The organism is Algoriphagus sp. (assembly GCF_024305035.1).
Classification (GTDB): domain Bacteria; phylum Bacteroidota; class Bacteroidia; order Cytophagales; family Cyclobacteriaceae; genus Algoriphagus.
The window spans coordinates 70,833-90,224 of sequence record NZ_JAMWZB010000020.1 but is presented as its reverse complement, the minus strand read 5'-3'; the positions used below and the strand labels follow the sequence as shown (position 1 = coordinate 90,224).

Sequence of the window (19,392 nt, the reverse complement as noted above, 5' to 3'; positions counted from 1 at the left end):
TGTCCATTATTCTTAATTTTGCAACATGATCGATATGAGAACGACATTTCCACAGGTAGAAGAAGAGGAAATATTAGTAGAGGAATGGGTAGATCTCGAATCACATGACTTAGTGGTTTTCAATGATGATTTCAATACATTTGACCATGTGGCCAATGTGCTGGTGAAGGTCTGCAAACATACTCGCGAGCAAGCCGAACAGTGCACCTTAATTATTCATTATAAAGGTAAGTGTGCGGTGAAAAAGGGGGCCTTCGAAGAGCTTAAACCCATGTGCGAGGCAATTTTAGATGCCGGAATTCAAGCAACTATTACTTAATTAATACTTTGTGAATTTTCCCTCCAAATTAATTGAAGATGCAGTTACCGAGATTTCGCGTCTACCAGGAATTGGTAAAAAAACAGCATTACGATTAGCGCTCCACCTGCTCAAGCAACACGAGGCGCACACCGAAGCCTTGTCATTGGCCCTGACCCGAATGCGTCAGGAAGTAAAGTATTGTAAAATTTGTCACAATATCGCCGATGAAGAGGAATGCAGTATCTGCAAAAGCCATCGTAGAGACGGCTCAGTCATCTGTGTAGTGGAAGATATGCGCGATGTGCTTGCGATTGAAAATACCAATCAATTCTCTGGTAAATACCATGTTCTTGGTGGAGTTATTTCCCCCATCCACGGCATTGGGCCGGAAGAGCTAAGAATTGAGTCTTTGATTTCAAGGATAGATTCTGGGGTAAATTCCGAACCCATCAAAGAAATTATTTTAGCACTCAGTGCGACAATGGAGGGAGACACCACTTCGTTTTATTTGGCTAAGCGTTTGAAAGATAAAGCGGTCAAGGTGAGTACTATTGCTCGTGGGATTCCGGTAGGAGGAGAGTTAGAGTTTACCGATGAAGTAACTTTAGGACGTAGTATTCTGACTAGGATAAATTACAGTAGTGAATAATATTTTTTGTTGGTTAAAATCCCTGTTCTATATTTGCAAAACTTTTGGGGGATTAGCTCAGCTGGCTAGAGCGCTACACTGGCAGTGTAGAGGTCATCGGTTCGACTCCGTTATCCTCCACAATAAAGCTTCACAGAGATGTGAGGCTTTTTTTTATGAAATTTGCTCGGCTGTCTAGCCGCGGTTTTTCGAATTCACTCCGCTCAAATGGGTTCGATCTTAACATTATTATTTATTTTCTAGTTCTCGAGTTTGATTTGGGAGGGGTATTGAGTAATGCTAAATCCGGTTTATTCCTAAATTTTCGGGTCTGCTTTGGGTAGAAAAATTGATTCTTTAGAAGAATTTATAAGATTTTTTTAAAAAAAGTTTAGCCTAATTGCGGGACAAAATCCAAAAAAAATATTGGGAAATGAGCTTTTCATTATTTGTAAAAAAGATCATTTAAAACAAAGAATATCAGTGATTTAAATCATGTTTTTGTATTTCTGCATTGTGTACTTTTGAAGTCCTGAAAAGCCTTAAATTGATGACAAGAAGTGGGTATATATGGCTATTATTTTGGGTATTCATTTTTCTGAATTCCGCAGGAGGGGTTTATTCCCAAAATTGCCCCCAAGAAAACATCGTTGTGGAAACAGTTGAATTAAGAAATAGTGCAGGGGAGCCCTTTGACGTAAATGATGATTACGAACTTGGAGATGAAGTAACTGGTCAAATCTGGGTAACCCTAAATGGGAATTCAAATAATGCCAGTACAGTTTATATAACTTACGATATTTTTGTAAACAACACGCTTTCCAGTGAAAATGAGGAAAGTTGTCTTTTTGAGGGTCAATATGTGACTTTATTACAACCGGAATTCGTGATTTCATTCACTTGGAACTGGGGTGATGTGATCGAGCTTCGAGATATTTTTATGTATTGGAATACGGGGAATAGTGATCCCACAGGAACAGTATGTGTGCCTCCGGATAAAAATGTAAATGCTCAATGTTATTTTAATGAGCCGGGAATTACAGCAGTAATTCCACTTGTCCCTAATTTCACTTATGAGCCGTTTCAATGCAATACGAGAATTCGATTTATCAATGAGACGATTGGGGGTGAAGAACCTTTTGATTACGATTATCTTTGGGATTTTGGACCTTTTGGGACTTCTATAGAAGAAAACCCTGTAGTTGATTTTGATGAGCCGGGGACGTATTCAGTGAGTTTGCAATCTTCAGACGGCACAGTTACTCGCACGGTGGTGAAGGAAATAGTAGTAGGGGAGAATTTTGAAATTATCGTTGATATAACCCCTACTCGAATGGACGAAAATACAGGGGCCATTGCCGTTACGGTAACAGGTGGAACAGAACCATATTCCTTCGAATGGATAGGACCAGATGGTTTTTACAGTACCGATCAAGATATTTTCAACCTTTATACTGGCTGGTATGAACTGACTGTAGTTGATGCCAATGGCTGTATTCAAATTGTAGAATATTTTCTTGATGTTGCGGCAATTCTCTCCTTAGACCTCTCATTTTTGGAAGCTTATTGGGACAAAAATTCGGATCAAATCAGCATTTCTTGGGAAACAAATAAAGAAGCTGATCCAGGTGAATTTGAAATTCAACGAAAAACTCAAGCCCAAGAAAAATTTCAAGTGATCGGTACTATTGAAGTTCCGAACCAGAAAATTGAGAAAACCAGCTATCACTTCCAAGATTCAGCTTTTGCCTTTAATCAGGATCAACTCTACTACAGAATCCGAAAAAAGACCAAAGATGCAGATTATTATAGTTCAGTGCTTTTGGTACGTCGGGAAGTCCCCAAAGCTCTGGTGAGTGATTGGACCTTATTTCCTAATCCGAGCGTTCCAGGTGAAAATTTGGAGCTGGCATTTCTCGGAAACGAAGATATCTTAGGACAAAAGATTGAGCTTCGATTGGTTGGACCCTCGGGTGAACTAGGACGGAAATCCATCCCCATGCCGGCAAATTCAAAAATCACTTTTAATTCGTACTTTGGTCCCATTCCTTCTGGATTCTATGTGCTTGAAGTCATTTGGGATAACCGGATCAATCGAATTAAAATCTTAAGAAATTAAACAATGAAATCAATTTTTCTTAAAGCCATCATCTCCCTGATGGCTATTTTTTTGCTTGGAAGCTGTGCTTGCGAGCCAAAGTCCCTGATTAAGGTAGCAATGAATGGAATGAATCTCCTCGTTGGAGATGGGTTTCTCCCTTCTCAGGAAATTGCTGACTTAGCAGGGTTTCAAAATGTTAGCATTTCGATCCAAAAAACAAATGATCAAGGAGAGATTTTTTTGAAATTAGAAAATGGCGATCCAACTCTAATGGGGGATAGGCCAGAAGTGTTAGCTAGGAAATGTGCTGAAATTTATCTGAGAGATTTTGAAAATGCAGCAGATTATCAGCAAATTACCGTACAGTTTCTTCAGTCCGATCCTCAAAACTCAGAGAATTTTGCCATGCAGGAATACAGTTTTGAGATTTCGGATTTTTTCTAACCCTAAATCCTAGCGCTATGCAAATGCCCGAAGAATTCAAAAAACCACCCCTCAGTCTGGGAGATTGGATTATTTCTGTCCTAGTCAGCAAAATCCCGTTAATCGGATTTATCATGCTAATCGTCTGGGCGGTGGACTCCAATACGGATAAAAATAAGTCCAACTGGGCCAAAGCAGAACTCATCGTGACCTTGATTTTTATCGGGATTTCTATTCTCTTTGTAGCGATTATCGGGTTTGGCTTTTTTGCCAATTTTGCCGACGAAGTAGACTGGTCCCAAATCGATTGATGCAATTCAAAGCCATTTGTACCGATATTGACGGTACCCTTCTCAATTCGGATAGAGATCTTTCACCGAGATTGAAAGCGATTGTGAAAAACATTCCCAAGTCAATTCCTCTGATTTTGGCAAGTTCCCGCATGCCTGATGCCATGCGGCATTTACAACAGGATTTGGGTCGACTACAGGAACCCTTGATTTGCTATAATGGAGGATTTGTACTGGATGGAAATGGGCAAATTTTAGATTCTACGGAAATTCCTTTTTCTATTCTTCAGTCCATTTATGCGCTTTGCAAAGGAGAGGAAATCCATTTGAGCGTTTTTCAAGGTGAGCAGTGGTACGAAGAAAAGGAGGATTATTGGTCTTTGCGTGAAGTTAAAAACACAAAAGTAAATCCGACTTGGATGGCTTTGGAGAATCTTCTCCAAGATTGGAGGAAAGCTCAATCTGGCGCACATAAAATCATGTGTATGGGTGAATCGAATTTGATCCATTGGCTATTTGGCGAATTGCACCTAAGATTCGGTGATCAGCTACACTTGTATCGTTCAAAGGATACGTATATCGAAATTGCACCCCGAAAAATCTCAAAAGCTTCAGCTTTAAAGTTGCTTTTGGAGAGAAATTATGATTTTGGATTGGATCAGGTGATTGCCTTTGGAGATAATTACAATGACATCGATTTGATTCAGTCTGTGGGCTGGGGAGTTGCTGTAGCTAATGGACGCCCTGAGTTAAAAGCGGTCTGCAAAGAATTGGCCCTTCACCACAAAGAAGATGGAGTAGCCGCAGTTTTGGAAAAATACTTTGGGTAGCCTTAATTAAAGAATTCCGCTGCCGTCCTCTACCTCCTCGATTGCTTTAGCGAGAAAATCATTAAAAGGCTTCATGACTCCAAAACCATCCAATGCGAGGTTGATAAAATTACCGGAATTCACATCTTTGTCAGCAATCGGGTGAGATACCGTAAAGCTTTTCAACCGTAGGTATTCGATGTATGGATGATCTGCTTCATAATCCCTCGGACTGGTTTTGAGTTTTTCTCCCTCAATTCCCGAGAACAGCTTTTTGAATTCGGCTGAATGTTCGATTTTCTCCAGTTCAGCCCCACTGTAATCAATTTCCTTCCTGATTTTTTTCAAATTCTCAGCCTCCGGCATCCAGATTCCACCTGCAAAAAATGAGTTTCCGGGTTGGATCTGAAGGTAATAGCCCGGCCCTGGAGATTTTTTTCCTTTGGGCGAAAAGTAAGCTCCAAAATTCGTTTTGTAGGGGTCCTTATTGGGCGAAAACCGGATGTCTCTATTTTGTCGAAATACGCAGTCCTTGGGCTTAAAAGCCGACAGCTCAGGTTCCAATTCCCTTAGCCTTTTTAGGATGACCTCCACATCCTTCAAAAATTCCTGGCGCGTCGCTTGATACCAATCGCGATTGGTATCCATCCATTCTTTGTTATTGTTTTCGGCCAGGGAGCTGAGGAATTTGAGAAAAGGACGCATAGGAAGAATTAAGGTTAATGTAAGAGTTCTGATCTGTTCCAGTTCTTAAACTTAGAAGGAGAAAATTGGTTTTGGCTCAAAGATAGTCTCTTATTTTTCTAGAACTTGAATTGGAGTGCTTTTGACGGATGCAGCGATGTTTTATAGGAGATTGGAACTTTTTAGATTCAGACGTAATTCTCGATTATTTCCTAGACCGGAAGACATTTGCAGATAGATCCCAAGAAATTTTCATGCTTGCAATGAATTCTAAGATTAAGCTTTTTATCTCTTCTTTATCTATTTCAAACGTTGATTATTTGCTGAAAAAAAAGGTTGGAAGAATAGTTAGCCTTTACATGATCGAAGATTTTTGTACTTTTTGTGGTATTCTTTCAGTAGGAGAAAAAGAAATCCTTCAAGCTTTTAAACACAATATCAAAGATTTTGAAGATTCGATACCGTACCAAGCAGCTTTAGGCAATCCAGAAATAAAAGCAATTATCTCCCGAAACGTAATGGATTATAAAAAGTCTCAAATCCCGGTTTTTTCACCGGAAATCTTCCTTTCCAGTTTCAAATAAAATCCACCAATCCCTCCAGCTTCATACCTCGACTGCCTTTAATCAATATTAAATAATCCTCCAGTTTGCTGTCTTGAAGCCAGTTTCGGAAAGAAAAAGGATCTGGAAAATAAAGGGCATTGGGAGCTTTTTCTAGAGCTGAAACCATTAATTTTCCCGTAAGACATATTTTGTCAATCCGATACTCACTGACGATTTCCCCGATTTTCCGATGCTCTTCTTCGGCATGCTCACCCAACTCAAACATATCGCCCAAAATCACCATTTTATACTTCTTTCCCTCCATTTTTCCAAAGGTTCGGATGGCAGCTTCCATACTTGAGGGATTGGCGTTGTAAGCATCGAGAATGATCAAATTGCTCCGTTTTTCGATCAATTGAGAGCGCATGTTCTCAGGTCGGTAAGCCGTAATTGCGCTCACTGCTTTTTTCAAATCCACCCCGAAATATTTTCCTATTGTTAGTGCGTTGGCGATGTTCCCAAAGTTGTATGCACCGATAAGTGAAGTCAAATGCTCGCCCTCTACCTCTTCTACAGAAAACTTTACAAAAGGATCAGCGCCCAAAAAACGCGCCTGGCAAAAATCGCCTGCTGCCGGATAAAGCACCGGATTTTCGAAGCGCTTGATCATATTGGAGAGAATGGGGTCTTGACTGTTGATGAAAACGGTTCCTTTATTTGCACGCAAATGCTGATAAAGTTCGGTTTTGGTTTTCAACACCCCCTCGGGCCCTCCCATTCCTTCAAGATGTGCCTTGCCAATATTGGTGATAAAGCCGTGTGTGGGTTCGGCGATTTCGCAGAGTTCGGCAATGTCTCCCTGCTTATTGGCTCCCATTTCGATGATGGCAATCTCAGTTTCTTTGTTTAGCTGGAGTAAAGTCAAAGGTACACCGATGTGATTGTTAAGGTTGCCTTCTGTAGCCAACGTGTTAAATTTCTGGCTTAACACGGCATTCAACAGTTCTTTTGATGTGGTTTTTCCGTTGGAGCCGGTCAGGCCGATGACCGGGATATCAAATTGATGCCGGTGATAATTGGCTAGCTTTTGTAGGCAGGCTAGGGCACTTTCTCCAATAAAATACCGCTCGTCATCCTCTTCAAAGTAAGCTGCTTCATCCACGACGACTGCCGAAGCGCCCATGTCCAAGGCTTTTGCTGCAAATTCATTGGCATTGAAATTAGGTCCTTTGAGTGCAAAAAACAGATTTCCTTTTTCGATTTTTCGGGTATCGGTACTTACTCCGGTACTTTTGAGAAAGAGCTGATAGAGGATGGCAATGTTCATATTCGGAAATTTTCTTCAAAATAAATCATTCATCACATCTTTAGGCAAAAGGCTACGTATTAAATTTAGCTTTGAGCTTTACACTATGCGATTTCTTCTCTCCGCTTTTTTCTTTCTTTTGACCCAGTGGTCTTTTGGCCAGACTAATTTTAGCCTGGAAAACCTGCCGGTTTTTTCTCAAAATGAGGAAGAGTTGCCTTCGGCTTGGAGTGGGGGGATCAATAGCGCACAGATTCAATTGATCGACTTAAATTTTGACGGGCAGGAAGAGTGGGTCATTTGGGATATCAATTCGCGCCAGCTTTCTGTATTTGAAAAAGAAGGAAATCAGTTTATCCATCAACCCGAATGGACTTATTTTTTTCCAACTGACATCAGTGGATTTTTAGTCCTGGCTGACTATGATGCAGACGGATTGAAGGACCTGTTTACCTCGACGGCCAGAGGGATCAAAGCGTATAAAAATACATCATCGGATGGGAATATTTCCTTTGAGGTGGCGCGGGATTTCCTTCCGCTGGATAATGGATCCAATATTCAGGCAAATAATTTGGACACGCCATTGATCCAAGATTTGGATGGAGATGGGGATCTGGATCTGGTTGTGTTTAATTTTGCCTCGGGGGATTATCTGGAGTTTTATGAAAATACTTCTGTGGATCGGACAGGCAATTTGGATATTGATGGATTTGCATTTCCGGTGACCCATTGGGGGAATTTTGAATTTTGTGACTGCGATGACATCTCTTTTGGGCAGACTTGCTCAGGTTTGGAGCTGAGAATTGATCCATCGGAAAATCAAAAAATCCAACATGCAGGCGGGCATTCCATTCTCTACCGGGATTTGGATGGAGATGGCATTCCAGATTTGCTTTTGGGTAGGGATGAATGTGAGGTACTGTATTTTTTGCCCAATAAAGGAATAGCGGCAGAGCCGCTTTTTGATGAATTTTCCAATGAAATTCCCGAGCTGGGAGAATTACCCCGATTTCCGATTTTTCATAACCCTGCCTTTATCGATGAGCAGTTGATCATTAGTTCCAATTCCAATGAAGCAGCGCAAGTTTACGGAGTAGATTTCGCTAATTCCATTTTTTCATTTGAGGGTTCGCTTAATCCGCTTTTGCAAAATCAGATAGTGGATTTGGGCGAAAATGCCCGTCCTTTTTACCAAGGAAATCAAAATGGAGGAAGGCTCTTTGTCGGTGTCAATGTGACTCGTTCGGGAGAGGTTTTGGGTGAAATCGCCGTTTTTGACTTCCAGAATGGGATCGTAGAATTAAGTGAGCAGGATTTTTCGATTCAAGACTTGAACCTGACCGAAATCCAGTATTTGGAATTTCAGGATCAGTCTGGAGTTTCTCGGCAATTGTTAACAGGAATTCGATTTGAGGGAAATATTCCTCAGCAACGGATCTTTCGACAGGAAAATAATCAGTGGGAAGAGATCAACTTTTCAGGATTTGAACCGAATCGGGGTGATCATTTGGTTTTTTTCAGCTATCAAAATCAGGATCACTTACTGGTAGCCGCACAAAATGGGGGGTTGGACTTGTATGTAGTTGATTTTGAAAGTTTGTCTACAGAACTATTAGAGTCAAATTTTCTGGGCTTTCAGGATAATCCAGCTAATCGAAATCTGAATGTGGCAGTAAATCCAGGAACTCAACCCGGGCTCTATGCCGTCGATCAGCGGGGGATTTTGATTTATATCGAAAACTTCATGGAGCTGACCCAGCGTGAGGAGGTTCAGGTTGCCATCCAAAATCAAAATTTCCTAACCCGACTAGGGAGAAATACCTGGATTACCTTGGTGCCGGATGTGTTGGGAGAAAATCCCGATTTAATCCTGGGCACCCGGGCTGGAGGATTGATTTACCTCAAGGCAGAGCAAGGAACTGATCCCCCTTTGGAAGGACTTCAGCTAGTATTGTATCCCAATCCAACAGCGGGTCCCCTCAAAGTTATTTCAAACCAATCGGGCACAGGTAAAATTGTCAATGCGATGGGACAAGTAATTTTGGACGAAATCACTATTCAGGCTGGTCAGGAAATCGAACTACAAACTGAAGTTTTGAATCCCGGTCTTTATATATTTCAACTCCAAACAGCCAATCGACGACAGCTGTCAAAGAAGTTTTGGGTGAGGTGAGTAAAATGATTTTGTTTGGATTGTGGAAAAATCCTAGCTTTCCCCTACAGAATAAACACCAACTTATGAGAAATACTTACTTCCTAGCCTTATTGAGTTTTATCGGGTTTTCCTGTAGCTCAGGCACTGAAAATCCCGCAGACCAAGTTTTTATCAATGGCATCATCTATACCGTAGATGAATCTAACCCAAAAGTGGAGGCTGTTGCCGTCAAAGATGGCATGATACAAGCAGTGGGAACGACTGCCGAAATCCAAGAATGGGCGGGAGAAACTACCGAGGTCATTGATCTCGAAGGCAAAACCATGACACCCGGCTTGATTGAATCCCATGCGCACCTGATGGGAATTGGCTATAATAAACTTGAGCTTGATCTCATGTACGTGAAAACCTACGATGAATTGGTCGAAAAAGTAGCTGAAGCCGTGGAAAAAGCCCAGCCAGGCGACTGGATCACCGGCCGTGGGTGGCATCAGGATAAATGGATCGAAAAGCCCGAGAAAATGGTCAAAGGCTTTCAAACCAATGACAAGCTCAATGAAGTCTCCAAAGACAATCCGGTATTTCTTCGTCATGCTTCAGGGCATGCCTCATTCGCGAATGCAAAAGCTCTAGAGATGGCGGGGATTGCAAATTTGAGTGGAGAGCGCCCTGGAGAGGTCGAGGGCGGAGAGATTATTTTGGATGATTTGGGAAATCCGACTGGTGTATTGACCGAAAGAGCATCCAATTTAGTGGCTCGTTTGGTTCCCGAAGAGACCCCCGAGCGGGCAGAAGAAGCCTTGACTTTGGCCTTGCAGGAATTGGTGGAAAAAGGGATCACTTCTTTTCACGATGCGGGTTCGGGACAGGATGTGATTGATTTGGTGCAGAAATTCAAAGACGAAGGCAAACTCACCGTTCGTCAATACATCATGCTCACAGGTCGTCAGCCCGAGCTCTTGGAGGAGTGGTATCAAAAAGGGCCGATGATCGACACGGCTGATCATTTGCTGACGGTTCGATCAATCAAGTTGAATTGTGATGGAGCCTTGGGGCCAAGAGGTGCATGGTTGCTGGAAGATTACTATGATCGTCCTGGGCATAGAGGCCATGAGACCTTGCCGATGTCTGTGGTGACAGAAGTTTCCGAGAAAGCCCTGCCTTTAGGGTTTCAGGTTTGTTCTCACGCTATCGGAGATCGCGCCAATCAGGAGATTTTGGATCGTTACGAGGCCGCATTTGCTAAAAATCCAGAAGCAACCGATCATCGTTTTCGGATCGAACATGCCCAGCACATTCATCCCGATGACATTCCCCGATTTGGTGAAATGGGTGTGATCGCCGCCATGCAGGCCATTCATTTGAGCTCGGACCGCCCATGGGCGATTGATCGCTTGGGCGAAAAGCGAATCATTGACGGGGCTTATGTTTGGCAGAAGCTGATGAAATCCGGTGCGGTAGTGACCAACGGAACAGATGCACCCGTAGAGCCGGTGGATCCGATTCCTTCTTTTTATGCTTCGGTGACCCGAAAAACGCTGGATGGAACTCCAGAAAACGGCTACGAAGCCGATCAAAAAATGACCCGGGAAGAAGCCCTCAAATCCTATACTTTAGATGGGGCCTATGCCGAGTTTGAGGAAGATTTCAAAGGATCTATTGAAGTGGGCAAGGCGGCAGATTTTACCGTTTTTGATCAAAATATCATGGAAGTCCCCGAAGATGAGATTTTGAAGACGAAAGTAGCCATGACCGTGATGGGAGGAAAAGTGGTTTTCAAAAAATAGGGGTTAGAAACCTCATTGCTTATATCTAAGTTAGGACTTCCAGGTTTTCAAAACCTGGAAGTTTTTTTGAGGTATTTGCCAACTATTGAATTTGCTAAAATTCAATATTCCTTTGAAGAGGCTAGTCTAAATTAGGTTTGGAAAATTGATTCATGGTTTTTTAGATACTTCATAAATCTGCGAACCTTACGAATGCTACTTGGTTTCGTATTTAAATGTTGAGAAAAAAATATTAAATTTTTTTTCCAATGTTCTAGTTCATTTTCGGAACAATATTCTAAATCATTAATAATTTTTTAGGGGGGGGGTAAAAGAATATTTCGTTAACTCAAGTTTTATGTTTTATTAGGATTAATCTAAGAAAAAAAATAAATAAACAATTTATTTGAATTTAGAATTTACTTTTAGTTATTGTTTCCATTGACTATTTAATCTGATTTTTTATGAAGATTTTAGGATTGATCGTGTTTTACGCGGTCGCCCTGTTTGTGACAGGTTGGCTGCTGCTGGACGTGGAGGCCATGCTCGTCAGCGAACTTACCGCCAACAAGGAACTGGATATCCCGGAAAATGTATTGCTGGATGCCTTGGAGGATATGCGGTATTGGAATCGCTTCAGTGTCCTCTTCACTTTCTTGATTTTGATAATCAAGTGTTTCCTGATGGCTTTGGTGCTCTATGCAGGGTTGTTTTTTGCCAACCTGCACCAAGGCATCCGATTGGGAAGCCTTTTCCGGGTTACGGCCTTTGCCGAAGTGGTCCTAGTATTTGCAGGTGTGGTCAAAGTTTGGTGGGGAGCCATGTCGGAATTCACCTACTCTGAGTTTGCCGTCTTCTATCCCCTATCCCTACTCGCTGCTTTGGGGCCGGAATCGGTAGATCCTTTGCTCTACTATCCCCTTCAAATCGCCAATCTATTTGAATTGATGTATTGTTTCCTGATTGTGATCTTTCTGCGTAAGGAACTTTCCTTTTCCACATCCCAGAGTATCAAAGTAGGATTAGGTGCCTATGCCGTCTCGCTCCTTTTCTGGATAGTGTTGATTTTATTTCTGACGCTCAACTTTACCTGATTATGAGGAAGATCATTCTTTCCGTTTTGATTCTGGGCCTTTTAGCCTCGGCAGTTTGGTTGGTTTTTTCGGTGCAACAAAAGAAGGATGCTACTGCTGAGGCAGAGGTTCGTGCGGAGTCTATTCCTGCTATCCGTTTGACCTCGCTCTCAGGGGACACTTTTTCCCTGCCTCAACTGAGCTCAGGCATCGCCACGGTGTTGATTTACTTCAACTCCACCTGTGAAATATGTCAAATGGAATTGCAATCCATCGGTAAGCGAATTTTGGAGTTTGATGATGCTCAAATCCTACTCGTTAGCTCACAAGAGCGGTCGGAAATATCCGAGTTTTATAACAATCACTCCCTGAAAAATTCATCAAATGTCTTTTGGCTGATGGACGAGGACATGGAAGTTGCGGCTCATTATGGGGTGCGTTCGGTGCCGGCTATTTTCTGCTATGATTCCGAGGGCAAGCTACAGGGGAAGTTTCAAGGACCGGTCAAGGTAGATCTGATTCTGGAAAAATTGGGGATTTCTAAAACTAAAACGCCATGAACCTTTCGGAACGAAAACTGCGAAAATTCCACGTCACCCAACTCGGAGAATATGCCTGTGGGCTGGCCTGTCTCAGTACCCTAAGCAAGTTTCATGGAGGAGACGTCTCTCAGGAAAAACTGCGTGACATCAGCGGTACGACCACCTCAGGTACTACTCTCCTGGGTCTGATCCAAGCCGCCAAAGAAATCGGGCTGGAAGCCAAAGGATTTGAGGCCGAACTTTCCCACCTTAAAGAACAGGAGGCTCCAGTGATTCTTCATGTGATCCTAGACAAAGTCCGGGAGCACTACGTGGTATACTTTGGTCATCAGGAGGGCAAATATTGGATCAGCGATCCTGGTTCAGGAATTAAAACCTGGGATGAAGCGATGCTACTTGAGGTGTGGAAATCCAAAATCCTCCTTCAGGTCAAACCTTCGGAAGGCTTCCTAACCCAATCTTGGCAGACCCGATCCAAGTGGGAATGGTTCAAATCCCTCATTGCTGAGGACATCCCCGTCCTGATGGTAGCCGCCGTCTTGGGTACGCTGATGGCGGTGACTGGACTTTCCACGGCTATCTTTTCCCAGCGGCTGATCGATGACTTCCTTCCCAATCAAAACTACCAAAAAGCCATTTTGGGAGTAATTGCCTTAGGGGTTCTGCTTCTCTTCCGCTCTGTGCTGGGTTACTTTCAGGGGGTATTTATGGCCAGGCAAGGTAGGGATCTCAATCTTCGGATTGTTTCATCTTTTATTCATAAGATTCTTCGGCTACCGATGAAGTACTTCAAAGGATTCAGCACAGGAGATCTAATCGCCCGGATGAACGATTCTCTGCGAATCAAAAACACGGTGGCAATGATCACGGGGACCGTCATCATCAACCTGCTCGTGGTGCTGGTCTCCTTATCCTTTGTCTTCTACCAATCCCTCTGGATCGGATACCTCTGCTTGGCTGGGATATTGGCATTTCTTGTTACTGGATGGCGCTACCATCGGCCTATTCTGGAAATGCAAAAAGAAGTCATGTCCGCTCATGCGCTCAACGAAACCCAATACATCGACGGACTGACAGGCATTCCTGTCCTGCGCTCCTTTGGTAAAGAGGGGGAATTCGGAAATCGGACCGATCAGGTCTATGCCCACTATCAGGACAAAGGCTATGGATTGGCGATCTTGGGGAATAACTTCTCCTTTTTCACCCAAGTGATTGTGGCGGTTTTTACTGGTTTACTGTTTGGGATCGGGGTATATCTGGTTTTTGAGGAGGATTTGCTTCTCGGGGAATTGATGTCTCTGATTCAAGTGGGGAGTTCAATTATTCCGGCGGTGGCAGGGTTGGTCGTAGCCAATATCCAACTGCAAGAAGCGAAAGTAGCCTTTGACCGAATGCATGAGGTGGCAGGATTGCCTGTGGAGGAAGACCGAGAAAAAGGAAGACAGCCCATTTCGGATACTCAAACCCTCCTATCCGTTTCCAATCTCTCCTTCCGCTATCCCGGGCGAAGGCCGATTTTGAAAAGGGTCAGTTTTGAGCTTCAACCCGGAGAAAGTCTGGGACTTTTTGCACCTGTGGGAACGGGAAAAAGTACCCTGGTGGATCTGATCCAAAAATTTTACCAGCAAGAATCCGGAGAGATTCAACTACCCTTTCTGAGCAAGGAAATTATTTCCATTACCGATTGGCGGGCACAACTGGCCATAGTCCATCAAAAAGAAAAGATCTTCAACAGTACCGTCTTGGACAATATCGTACTCAGCAGCGATCCCAAGGAAATAGAAACGAAGGTCCAAGTCATTCAAGCACTGGGCTGCCTTCCACTCTTTCAGGATCTGAGTCAAGGCTTACTTACGCTCTGTGGAGAGGAAGGAAGAAATCTCTCCGGAGGGCAGCGACAGCTCGTCGGATTGGTTCGAGCCTTGGTGAAGCAACCCAAGATCTTGATCCTCGATGAAGCCACTGCCGCCATGGACTACCGCATGGAGCGGGCGGTGATGGATTTGGTCAGAAACTATCTGCATCAAACCGACGCCGGGTTGCTACTGATTACCCATCAACCCCCATTGGCCTTCACTCTCGACCGTATTCTAATCCTCGAGCAGGGAAAGATCAGCGCATCTGGCACGCCTCAGCAACTTCTGGCAACAGAAAACCCCTTCTCGGCTGCCTTCCAGTATATTCTACAACCCAAAATCAATCCATCATGGGAGGACTAAAATACTAAGAACGCATTAAGCTCCTGATCGAGCTGATTGAAAAGAAGAAGACAGGGAGCCCGGAAGAACTTGCAAGAAAAATCGGAGTAACCAAGAGAACGGTTTTTCACATACTGGATGATCTCAGATTATGTCTGGAAAAAGAAATTACTTATTCCAAGGAGGAAAAAAGTTACATTTTCTCTGAAAAATCTTGATTCGGTGAAAGATTATTTCACCGTCCTGAATTTATGTTTGGTTATTCTAAATCAAATTTCTAACTTTAATAATAACACAATTATGAAAGAATTAAGTATTGAACAAATGGAGATGGTGAGTGGGGGAATTTGTCAAAGTGATTCGCTTGGGTTTTTGGCTGGTGCTACAGTAATGGGTACGGTTTTAGGAGGTGGCCTTGGGTTTGTAGGTGGTTTAATTGTAGGTGAAATTGGCGCCCTTTGGATTACATATAAAGGTGAGCCTTGTTAAAATTTTAATCAATTAATGTCATGAAAGAATTAAATTACAATCAACTTGAAGTAATTTCTGGGGGTGCTTTCGATTCAGCTTTCTGTAAAGGAGTAGCTGCAGTCGATATAGTTTATGGAGCTGGAGTCTTATTAAATTTATGGAACCCTGTAGGTTGGGTAGGAGCTGCTGGAGGTTTAGCTGTCAATACGTACTGTTTTGTTTATGGATAAAAATTTAAAAGGGTGGTTAATTATAAATTTTACCGCCCCTTTTTTCCTTGTTAATTAAAAAATAAGTAGTCATACGTATAAAAAATCAATATGAAAACATTTAAAATCATCGTAATTGTATTTGCTGCAATTATGCTTGTAGGGATTTTTACTGAAGAATACTCTAATTTATTTGTTAAATTATCTTTAGCTATAGGAGCGATAATAATAGTGTATACATCATTTATAAAAGGCGATAATACTTCCGAAGAGTCTTCCAAATAATTATAGATACAATTTTTTAAATTTCTTTTAATCTCGAACTGGAAGTGTTGAGTTCCTCAGATTGCAAATACTTAATAACATCATTTTTGAACTCCAATCCGGAGAAAGTCTGGGACTTTTTGCCCACTGACGCAGCAGGATTAGGTTATGAAATATATTATGGTAAAGATTGGATTGCTTCAAAATTCTGATGAAAGCTCTAAGTGTGATTATTGTTATTTCAGAATTGATTCTTATTATTTATATCTTCCTCTACTTTCTTGAAATTGTAAATTTTAATAATTTGTTCTACGCTATAAGCATTCTTTCTCTATTTTTAATATTAATATATTCATTCATAAAAAAGGGGAAAGAAACATCAAACTAAAATCACTATGTAAAATATAAAACACAGTGGGAGAAAAGTGGTGTACAGTAGGCAATAGGCAGTTTAGGAATTCAGAATTCTTAAGTCAGAAATCTGAAAAACTCACAGACCTTTCAGGTTTCAAAACTTGGAAGGTCTTTTTTTGCCAACAAACGAATTCGCAATAATCCTCGGCAGGAAACTCATCTAAATTAGGTTTGGAAAATTGATTAGTGGTTTTTCAGATACTTCATAAATCCACGAACCTTGTCAATACTACTAGCTTTTGTATTTAAAAGTTGAGAAAAAATATTAAATTTTAATGCTAATATTTTAGGTGATTTTCGGAACAATATTCTAAATCATTAATAAGTTTATAGGGGGGCAAAAGAGTATTTCGTTAAATCATGTTTTATGTTTTTTTCTTTAGGATTTATTCAAGAATTAATTGACTTTATGTTTTGACCTTCGGTCTGACAAATGTCTGGGGATTTTTTGCTCCTGTGGGAACTGGGAAAAGCACGCTGGTGGATCTGATCCAAAAATTCTACTCTCCCGAATCAGGAGAAATTCGTCTGTCTTACTTGAGACATCAAAATCCAAATCTATCCGAATGGCGATCACAACTGGCCGTCGTCCATCAGAAAGAAAAGATCTTCAACTCTACCGTTTTGGATAACATCGTCCTCAGCAGCGATCCCAAGGAAATCGAAGCCAAGGTACAAGTCATGCAGACTTTGGGCTGCCTTCCACTCTTTCAGGACCTGAATCAAGGACTACTCACCCTCAGCGGAGAGGAAGGCCGAAATCTCTCCGGAGGACAGCGACAACTCGTCGGCTTGGTTCGGGCCTTGGTGAAGCAACCCAAGATCCTGATCCTCGATGAAGCCACAGCCGCCATGGACTACCGCATGGAGCGGGCGGTGATGGATTTGGTCAGAAACTATCTGCATCAAACCGACGCCTGGTTGCTACTGATTACCCATCAACCCCCATTGGCCTTCACTCTCGACCGTATTCTAATCCTCGAGCAGGGAAAGATCAGCGCATCTGGCACGCCTCAGCAACTTCTGGCAACAGAAAACCCTTTCTCGGCTGCCTTCCAGTATATTCTACAACCCAAAATCAATCCATCATGGGAGGACTAAAATCCTAAGAACGCATCAAGCTCCTGATCGAGCTGATTGAAAAGAAGAAGACAGGGAGCCCGGAAGAACTTGCAAGAAAAATCGGAGTAACCAAGAGAACGGTTTTTCACATACTGGATGATCTCAGATTATGTCTGGAAAAAGAAATTACTTATTCCAAGGAGGAAAAAAGTTATATTTTCTCTGAAAAATCTTGATTCAGTGAAAGATTATTTCACCGTCCTGAATTTATGTTTGGGTATTCTAAATCAAGTTTCTAACTCTAAATTTCAAAATTATGAAGGAATTAAGTATTGAGGAAATGGAAATGGTAAAAGGGGGATGTTCATTCACCGAAATGATGTTTTATGCCACAGCGCAGCAATATCACATGGGACAATTGGCTTCATCCCATGAACTATTTGATTATCATGCTGCAGGTGTTGGATATTACACCTACCGAATGTTTGCATGTATGTAGAATCTGGTCTGCCTGAGTAATGATTATTTAGGCAGACATTGCTATTTCTTTACACAATGAATAAAACAATTTATCTTTCAATAATTTTAATCTCCGTTACATTCTTGTCTTCGAAGTCTGGGGTTTGCCAATCAAGGGATCATGATGAACGCCTAATTGGTAAGTGGACAATACTTTTTTTTAAGGATGCAGATGGAAAATTGTTAAAAAACGGTTTCCAAGGAAAAAATTACGTTGATACTTTTTTCGAAAATGGACAATATAGTATTGATCCAAATTTTTTTAGAGATGAGGCTAAAAAGAATGGGATAAACGAACCTATTGATTATTCTTCCATTCCCTCTTTTTCTTGGAAAACGGTTAACAATCAAATATTATCAATTGAAACCGGTCAAGGTAGTCAGGAAATCAGATACGGGTTTTTAGGGGACACGCTGATTTTTGGGTATCCTAATGGCCATACCAGATACCTACTTAAAAGGAAATAGGCCTAATTATAAATTCTAAATCTATTTACTCCTTTCATCCCCCCGTTGATTCCAGTTTGAGGATAAAATTGATAGTGTTCCCTCTTAGCGTGGATTCTTCTATACCCCTTAAAATCCTCTATGGCATTTGGTGAGATTTTCTCGCCCTACATGCCGGGCTTAATATAAAAATTTTCAATGCCAATCAATTGAAAGAAATTAACTAAGCCTAACAAAATTTAAAACATCCTGTTAATTTCTTCGTTCAAGAATATATTGTTTGAACCTAATGAATCTGCTTTATGAAAAATAGGTTTCTGATAGCACTTCTTCTCCTATTTTCCATTTCATTTACTAGCATTGCTTTTTCACAAACTACCCGGGAATCGCGAACCTACTTTCTTGGAAATTTTTCTACACAACCAGTCATCACTTTCAAAGAAGGTTTTTTGAACCAAACCACCTACTATCTGAATGGGCAAAAGTCAAGTCCTGCAGAAGTTGCTGCTCTGCTAAATTCAGTTCAAAATGAAGAGTTTAGATTTTCGGCCGGCCAAAAGAAAAAGAATTGGGGTACTACCATCAATCTCACAGGCTTGGCAGTAAGCATCGGTTCAGTTGCCTATCTATTTACCAATGAAATCACCCCGGCCAATGTCCGTCCCTGGTTTTGGGTGACTTTTGGTGGAGGGGTTGTACAGGGGACTGGGAGTATTCTGATTCGGGATGCAGACAGAAGAATCCGACGTTCGATCAATGATTTCAATGCCTACCATTATTCTGGAGGTGCAGATAAATTCCTAACTATGGATGTAATGGATAGTTTTTTGGGTCTAAAAATCAATATCTACGAAGGCCCCATGCAGTTGGAAACGGATCAGGTTTTATCTCGCTTCCAAGCTAATCCAGAGGCCTTGCAACTTTATGAGCAGGTTTTGAGGAGAGATAAAGTCAGCACTGTAGCCAATGTGGTCAACTCTGCACTAAGAATCGGAATTTTCTTTTTGGCGGTTGGTTTCGAATCCCAATCTTCCAGTCAGAATGATCTTTTGATCCCCTTTACATTCACTGGCGTTGGATTGAATATTTTTTTGAGATTCTATGAGCGAAAAACACGAAATCTTACCCGAAAGGCCCTGTACAAGTACAATTATCAGTAAGCTTGGCAAGTGAGTAGCCTATATT

23 protein-coding genes and 1 tRNA gene are annotated in these 19,392 nt (G+C 41.7%); 22 read left to right on the top strand and 2 right to left on the bottom strand.

Annotated elements, in window-relative coordinates:
• The first annotated feature begins 34 nt into the window (after nt 1-34).
• The 7 genes from Q0L00_RS12790 (at nt 35) to Q0L00_RS12760 (ending at nt 4,573) form a co-directional block, all read left to right on the top strand.
• Nucleotides 35-319, top strand: coding sequence for an ATP-dependent Clp protease adaptor ClpS (locus Q0L00_RS12790; protein ID WP_297337273.1), 285 nt, complete (start codon nt 35-37; stop codon nt 317-319).
• Nucleotides 320-329: 10 nt separating this feature from the next.
• Entirely contained in the window at nt 330-950 is a 621-nt protein-coding gene (gene recR, locus Q0L00_RS12785; protein WP_297337272.1) for a recombination mediator RecR, read from the top strand.
• Between the two features lie 46 nt (nt 951-996).
• Nucleotides 997-1,070 (top strand) — tRNA-Ala (locus tag Q0L00_RS12780).
• Nucleotides 1,071-1,581: 511 nt separating this feature from the next.
• Nucleotides 1,582-3,048, top strand: a complete 1,467-nt coding sequence (locus tag Q0L00_RS12775) for a hypothetical protein (RefSeq protein ID WP_297337271.1) — start codon at nt 1,582-1,584, stop codon at nt 3,046-3,048.
• Between the two features lie 3 nt (nt 3,049-3,051).
• Complete coding sequence (locus tag Q0L00_RS12770) at nt 3,052-3,474, top strand: hypothetical protein (protein WP_297337270.1); 423 nt, start codon at nt 3,052-3,054, stop codon at nt 3,472-3,474.
• A 17-nt stretch (nt 3,475-3,491) separates the two neighbouring features.
• Nucleotides 3,492-3,764: a hypothetical protein gene (locus tag Q0L00_RS12765; protein ID WP_297337269.1), complete on the top strand. Its 273-nt coding sequence runs from the start codon at nt 3,492-3,494 to the stop codon at nt 3,762-3,764.
• Nucleotides 3,764-4,573: a Cof-type HAD-IIB family hydrolase gene (locus Q0L00_RS12760; protein WP_297337268.1), complete on the top strand. Its 810-nt coding sequence runs from the start codon at nt 3,764-3,766 to the stop codon at nt 4,571-4,573. Before Q0L00_RS12765 ends, Q0L00_RS12760 begins: the two co-directional genes overlap by 1 nt.
• Nucleotides 4,574-4,579: 6 nt before the next feature.
• Here the strand turns inward: Q0L00_RS12760 and Q0L00_RS12755 are convergent, their stop codons facing one another.
• Nucleotides 4,580-5,257 (bottom strand): DUF2461 domain-containing protein, encoded by a 678-nt coding sequence (locus Q0L00_RS12755; RefSeq protein WP_297337267.1) that lies wholly within the window; start codon nt 5,255-5,257, stop codon nt 4,580-4,582.
• Nucleotides 5,258-5,385: 128 nt separating this feature from the next.
• Between Q0L00_RS12755 and Q0L00_RS12750 the strand changes: the two genes are divergently transcribed.
• A complete protein-coding gene (locus tag Q0L00_RS12750; protein ID WP_363318546.1) occupies nt 5,386-5,820 on the top strand; it encodes a PIN domain-containing protein in 435 nt (144 codons plus the stop codon).
• On the opposite strand, the gene murF is transcribed toward Q0L00_RS12750, so the two are convergent.
• Nucleotides 5,813-7,108: a UDP-N-acetylmuramoyl-tripeptide--D-alanyl-D-alanine ligase gene (gene murF / locus Q0L00_RS12745; protein ID WP_297337265.1), complete on the bottom strand. Its 1,296-nt coding sequence runs from the start codon at nt 7,106-7,108 to the stop codon at nt 5,813-5,815. The genes Q0L00_RS12750 and murF overlap by 8 nt on opposite strands.
• An 85-nt stretch (nt 7,109-7,193) precedes the next feature.
• Here murF and Q0L00_RS12740 point away from each other — a divergent pair, with 85 nt between their 5' ends.
• From Q0L00_RS12740 to Q0L00_RS12675, 14 genes are all read left to right on the top strand, one after another.
• Nucleotides 7,194-9,260 (top strand): T9SS type A sorting domain-containing protein, encoded by a 2,067-nt coding sequence (locus Q0L00_RS12740; protein ID WP_297337264.1) that lies wholly within the window; start codon nt 7,194-7,196, stop codon nt 9,258-9,260.
• Between the two features lie 65 nt (nt 9,261-9,325).
• Complete coding sequence (locus tag Q0L00_RS12735) at nt 9,326-11,029, top strand: amidohydrolase (protein WP_297337263.1); 1,704 nt, start codon at nt 9,326-9,328, stop codon at nt 11,027-11,029.
• Between the two features lie 443 nt (nt 11,030-11,472).
• Nucleotides 11,473-12,102 (top strand): hypothetical protein, encoded by a 630-nt coding sequence (locus Q0L00_RS12730; protein WP_297337262.1) that lies wholly within the window; start codon nt 11,473-11,475, stop codon nt 12,100-12,102.
• A 2-nt stretch (nt 12,103-12,104) separates the two neighbouring features.
• Nucleotides 12,105-12,641: a TlpA disulfide reductase family protein gene (locus tag Q0L00_RS12725; RefSeq protein WP_297337261.1), complete on the top strand. Its 537-nt coding sequence runs from the start codon at nt 12,105-12,107 to the stop codon at nt 12,639-12,641.
• On the top strand, nt 12,638-14,842 hold the full coding sequence (locus Q0L00_RS12720) for a peptidase domain-containing ABC transporter (protein ID WP_297337260.1): 2,205 nt from the start codon (nt 12,638-12,640) through the stop codon (nt 14,840-14,842). Before Q0L00_RS12725 ends, Q0L00_RS12720 begins: the two co-directional genes overlap by 4 nt.
• Before the next feature lie 14 nt (nt 14,843-14,856).
• Nucleotides 14,857-15,039 carry an HTH domain-containing protein gene (locus tag Q0L00_RS12715; protein WP_297337284.1) on the top strand — a complete coding sequence of 61 codons (183 nt, stop codon included), beginning with the start codon at nt 14,857-14,859 and terminating at the stop codon, nt 15,037-15,039.
• A complete protein-coding gene (locus Q0L00_RS12710) occupies nt 14,960-15,310 on the top strand; it encodes a hypothetical protein (protein WP_297337259.1) in 351 nt (116 codons plus the stop codon). The genes Q0L00_RS12715 and Q0L00_RS12710 overlap by 80 nt, the downstream gene beginning before the upstream one ends.
• Before the next feature lie 20 nt (nt 15,311-15,330).
• Nucleotides 15,331-15,522 carry a hypothetical protein gene (locus Q0L00_RS12705; RefSeq protein WP_297337258.1) on the top strand — a complete coding sequence of 64 codons (192 nt, stop codon included), beginning with the start codon at nt 15,331-15,333 and terminating at the stop codon, nt 15,520-15,522.
• A gap of 90 nt (nt 15,523-15,612) precedes the next feature.
• Nucleotides 15,613-15,786: a hypothetical protein gene (locus tag Q0L00_RS12700; RefSeq protein WP_297337257.1), complete on the top strand. Its 174-nt coding sequence runs from the start codon at nt 15,613-15,615 to the stop codon at nt 15,784-15,786.
• A gap of 807 nt (nt 15,787-16,593) precedes the next feature.
• Entirely contained in the window at nt 16,594-17,280 is a 687-nt protein-coding gene (locus Q0L00_RS12695) for an ABC transporter ATP-binding protein (RefSeq protein WP_297337256.1), read from the top strand.
• A gap of 14 nt (nt 17,281-17,294) precedes the next feature.
• The gene (locus tag Q0L00_RS12690) at nt 17,295-17,477 is read left to right on the top strand and encodes an HTH domain-containing protein (protein WP_297337284.1); all 183 of its coding nucleotides are present in this window, start codon (nt 17,295-17,297) and stop codon (nt 17,475-17,477) included.
• A gap of 80 nt (nt 17,478-17,557) precedes the next feature.
• Entirely contained in the window at nt 17,558-17,740 is a 183-nt protein-coding gene (locus tag Q0L00_RS12685) for a hypothetical protein (RefSeq protein ID WP_297337255.1), read from the top strand.
• A 56-nt stretch (nt 17,741-17,796) separates the two neighbouring features.
• Entirely contained in the window at nt 17,797-18,228 is a 432-nt protein-coding gene (locus tag Q0L00_RS12680) for a hypothetical protein (RefSeq protein ID WP_297337254.1), read from the top strand.
• A gap of 281 nt (nt 18,229-18,509) precedes the next feature.
• Nucleotides 18,510-19,367: a hypothetical protein gene (locus tag Q0L00_RS12675; protein ID WP_297337253.1), complete on the top strand. Its 858-nt coding sequence runs from the start codon at nt 18,510-18,512 to the stop codon at nt 19,365-19,367.
• Nucleotides 19,368-19,392: the final 25 nt, after the last annotated feature.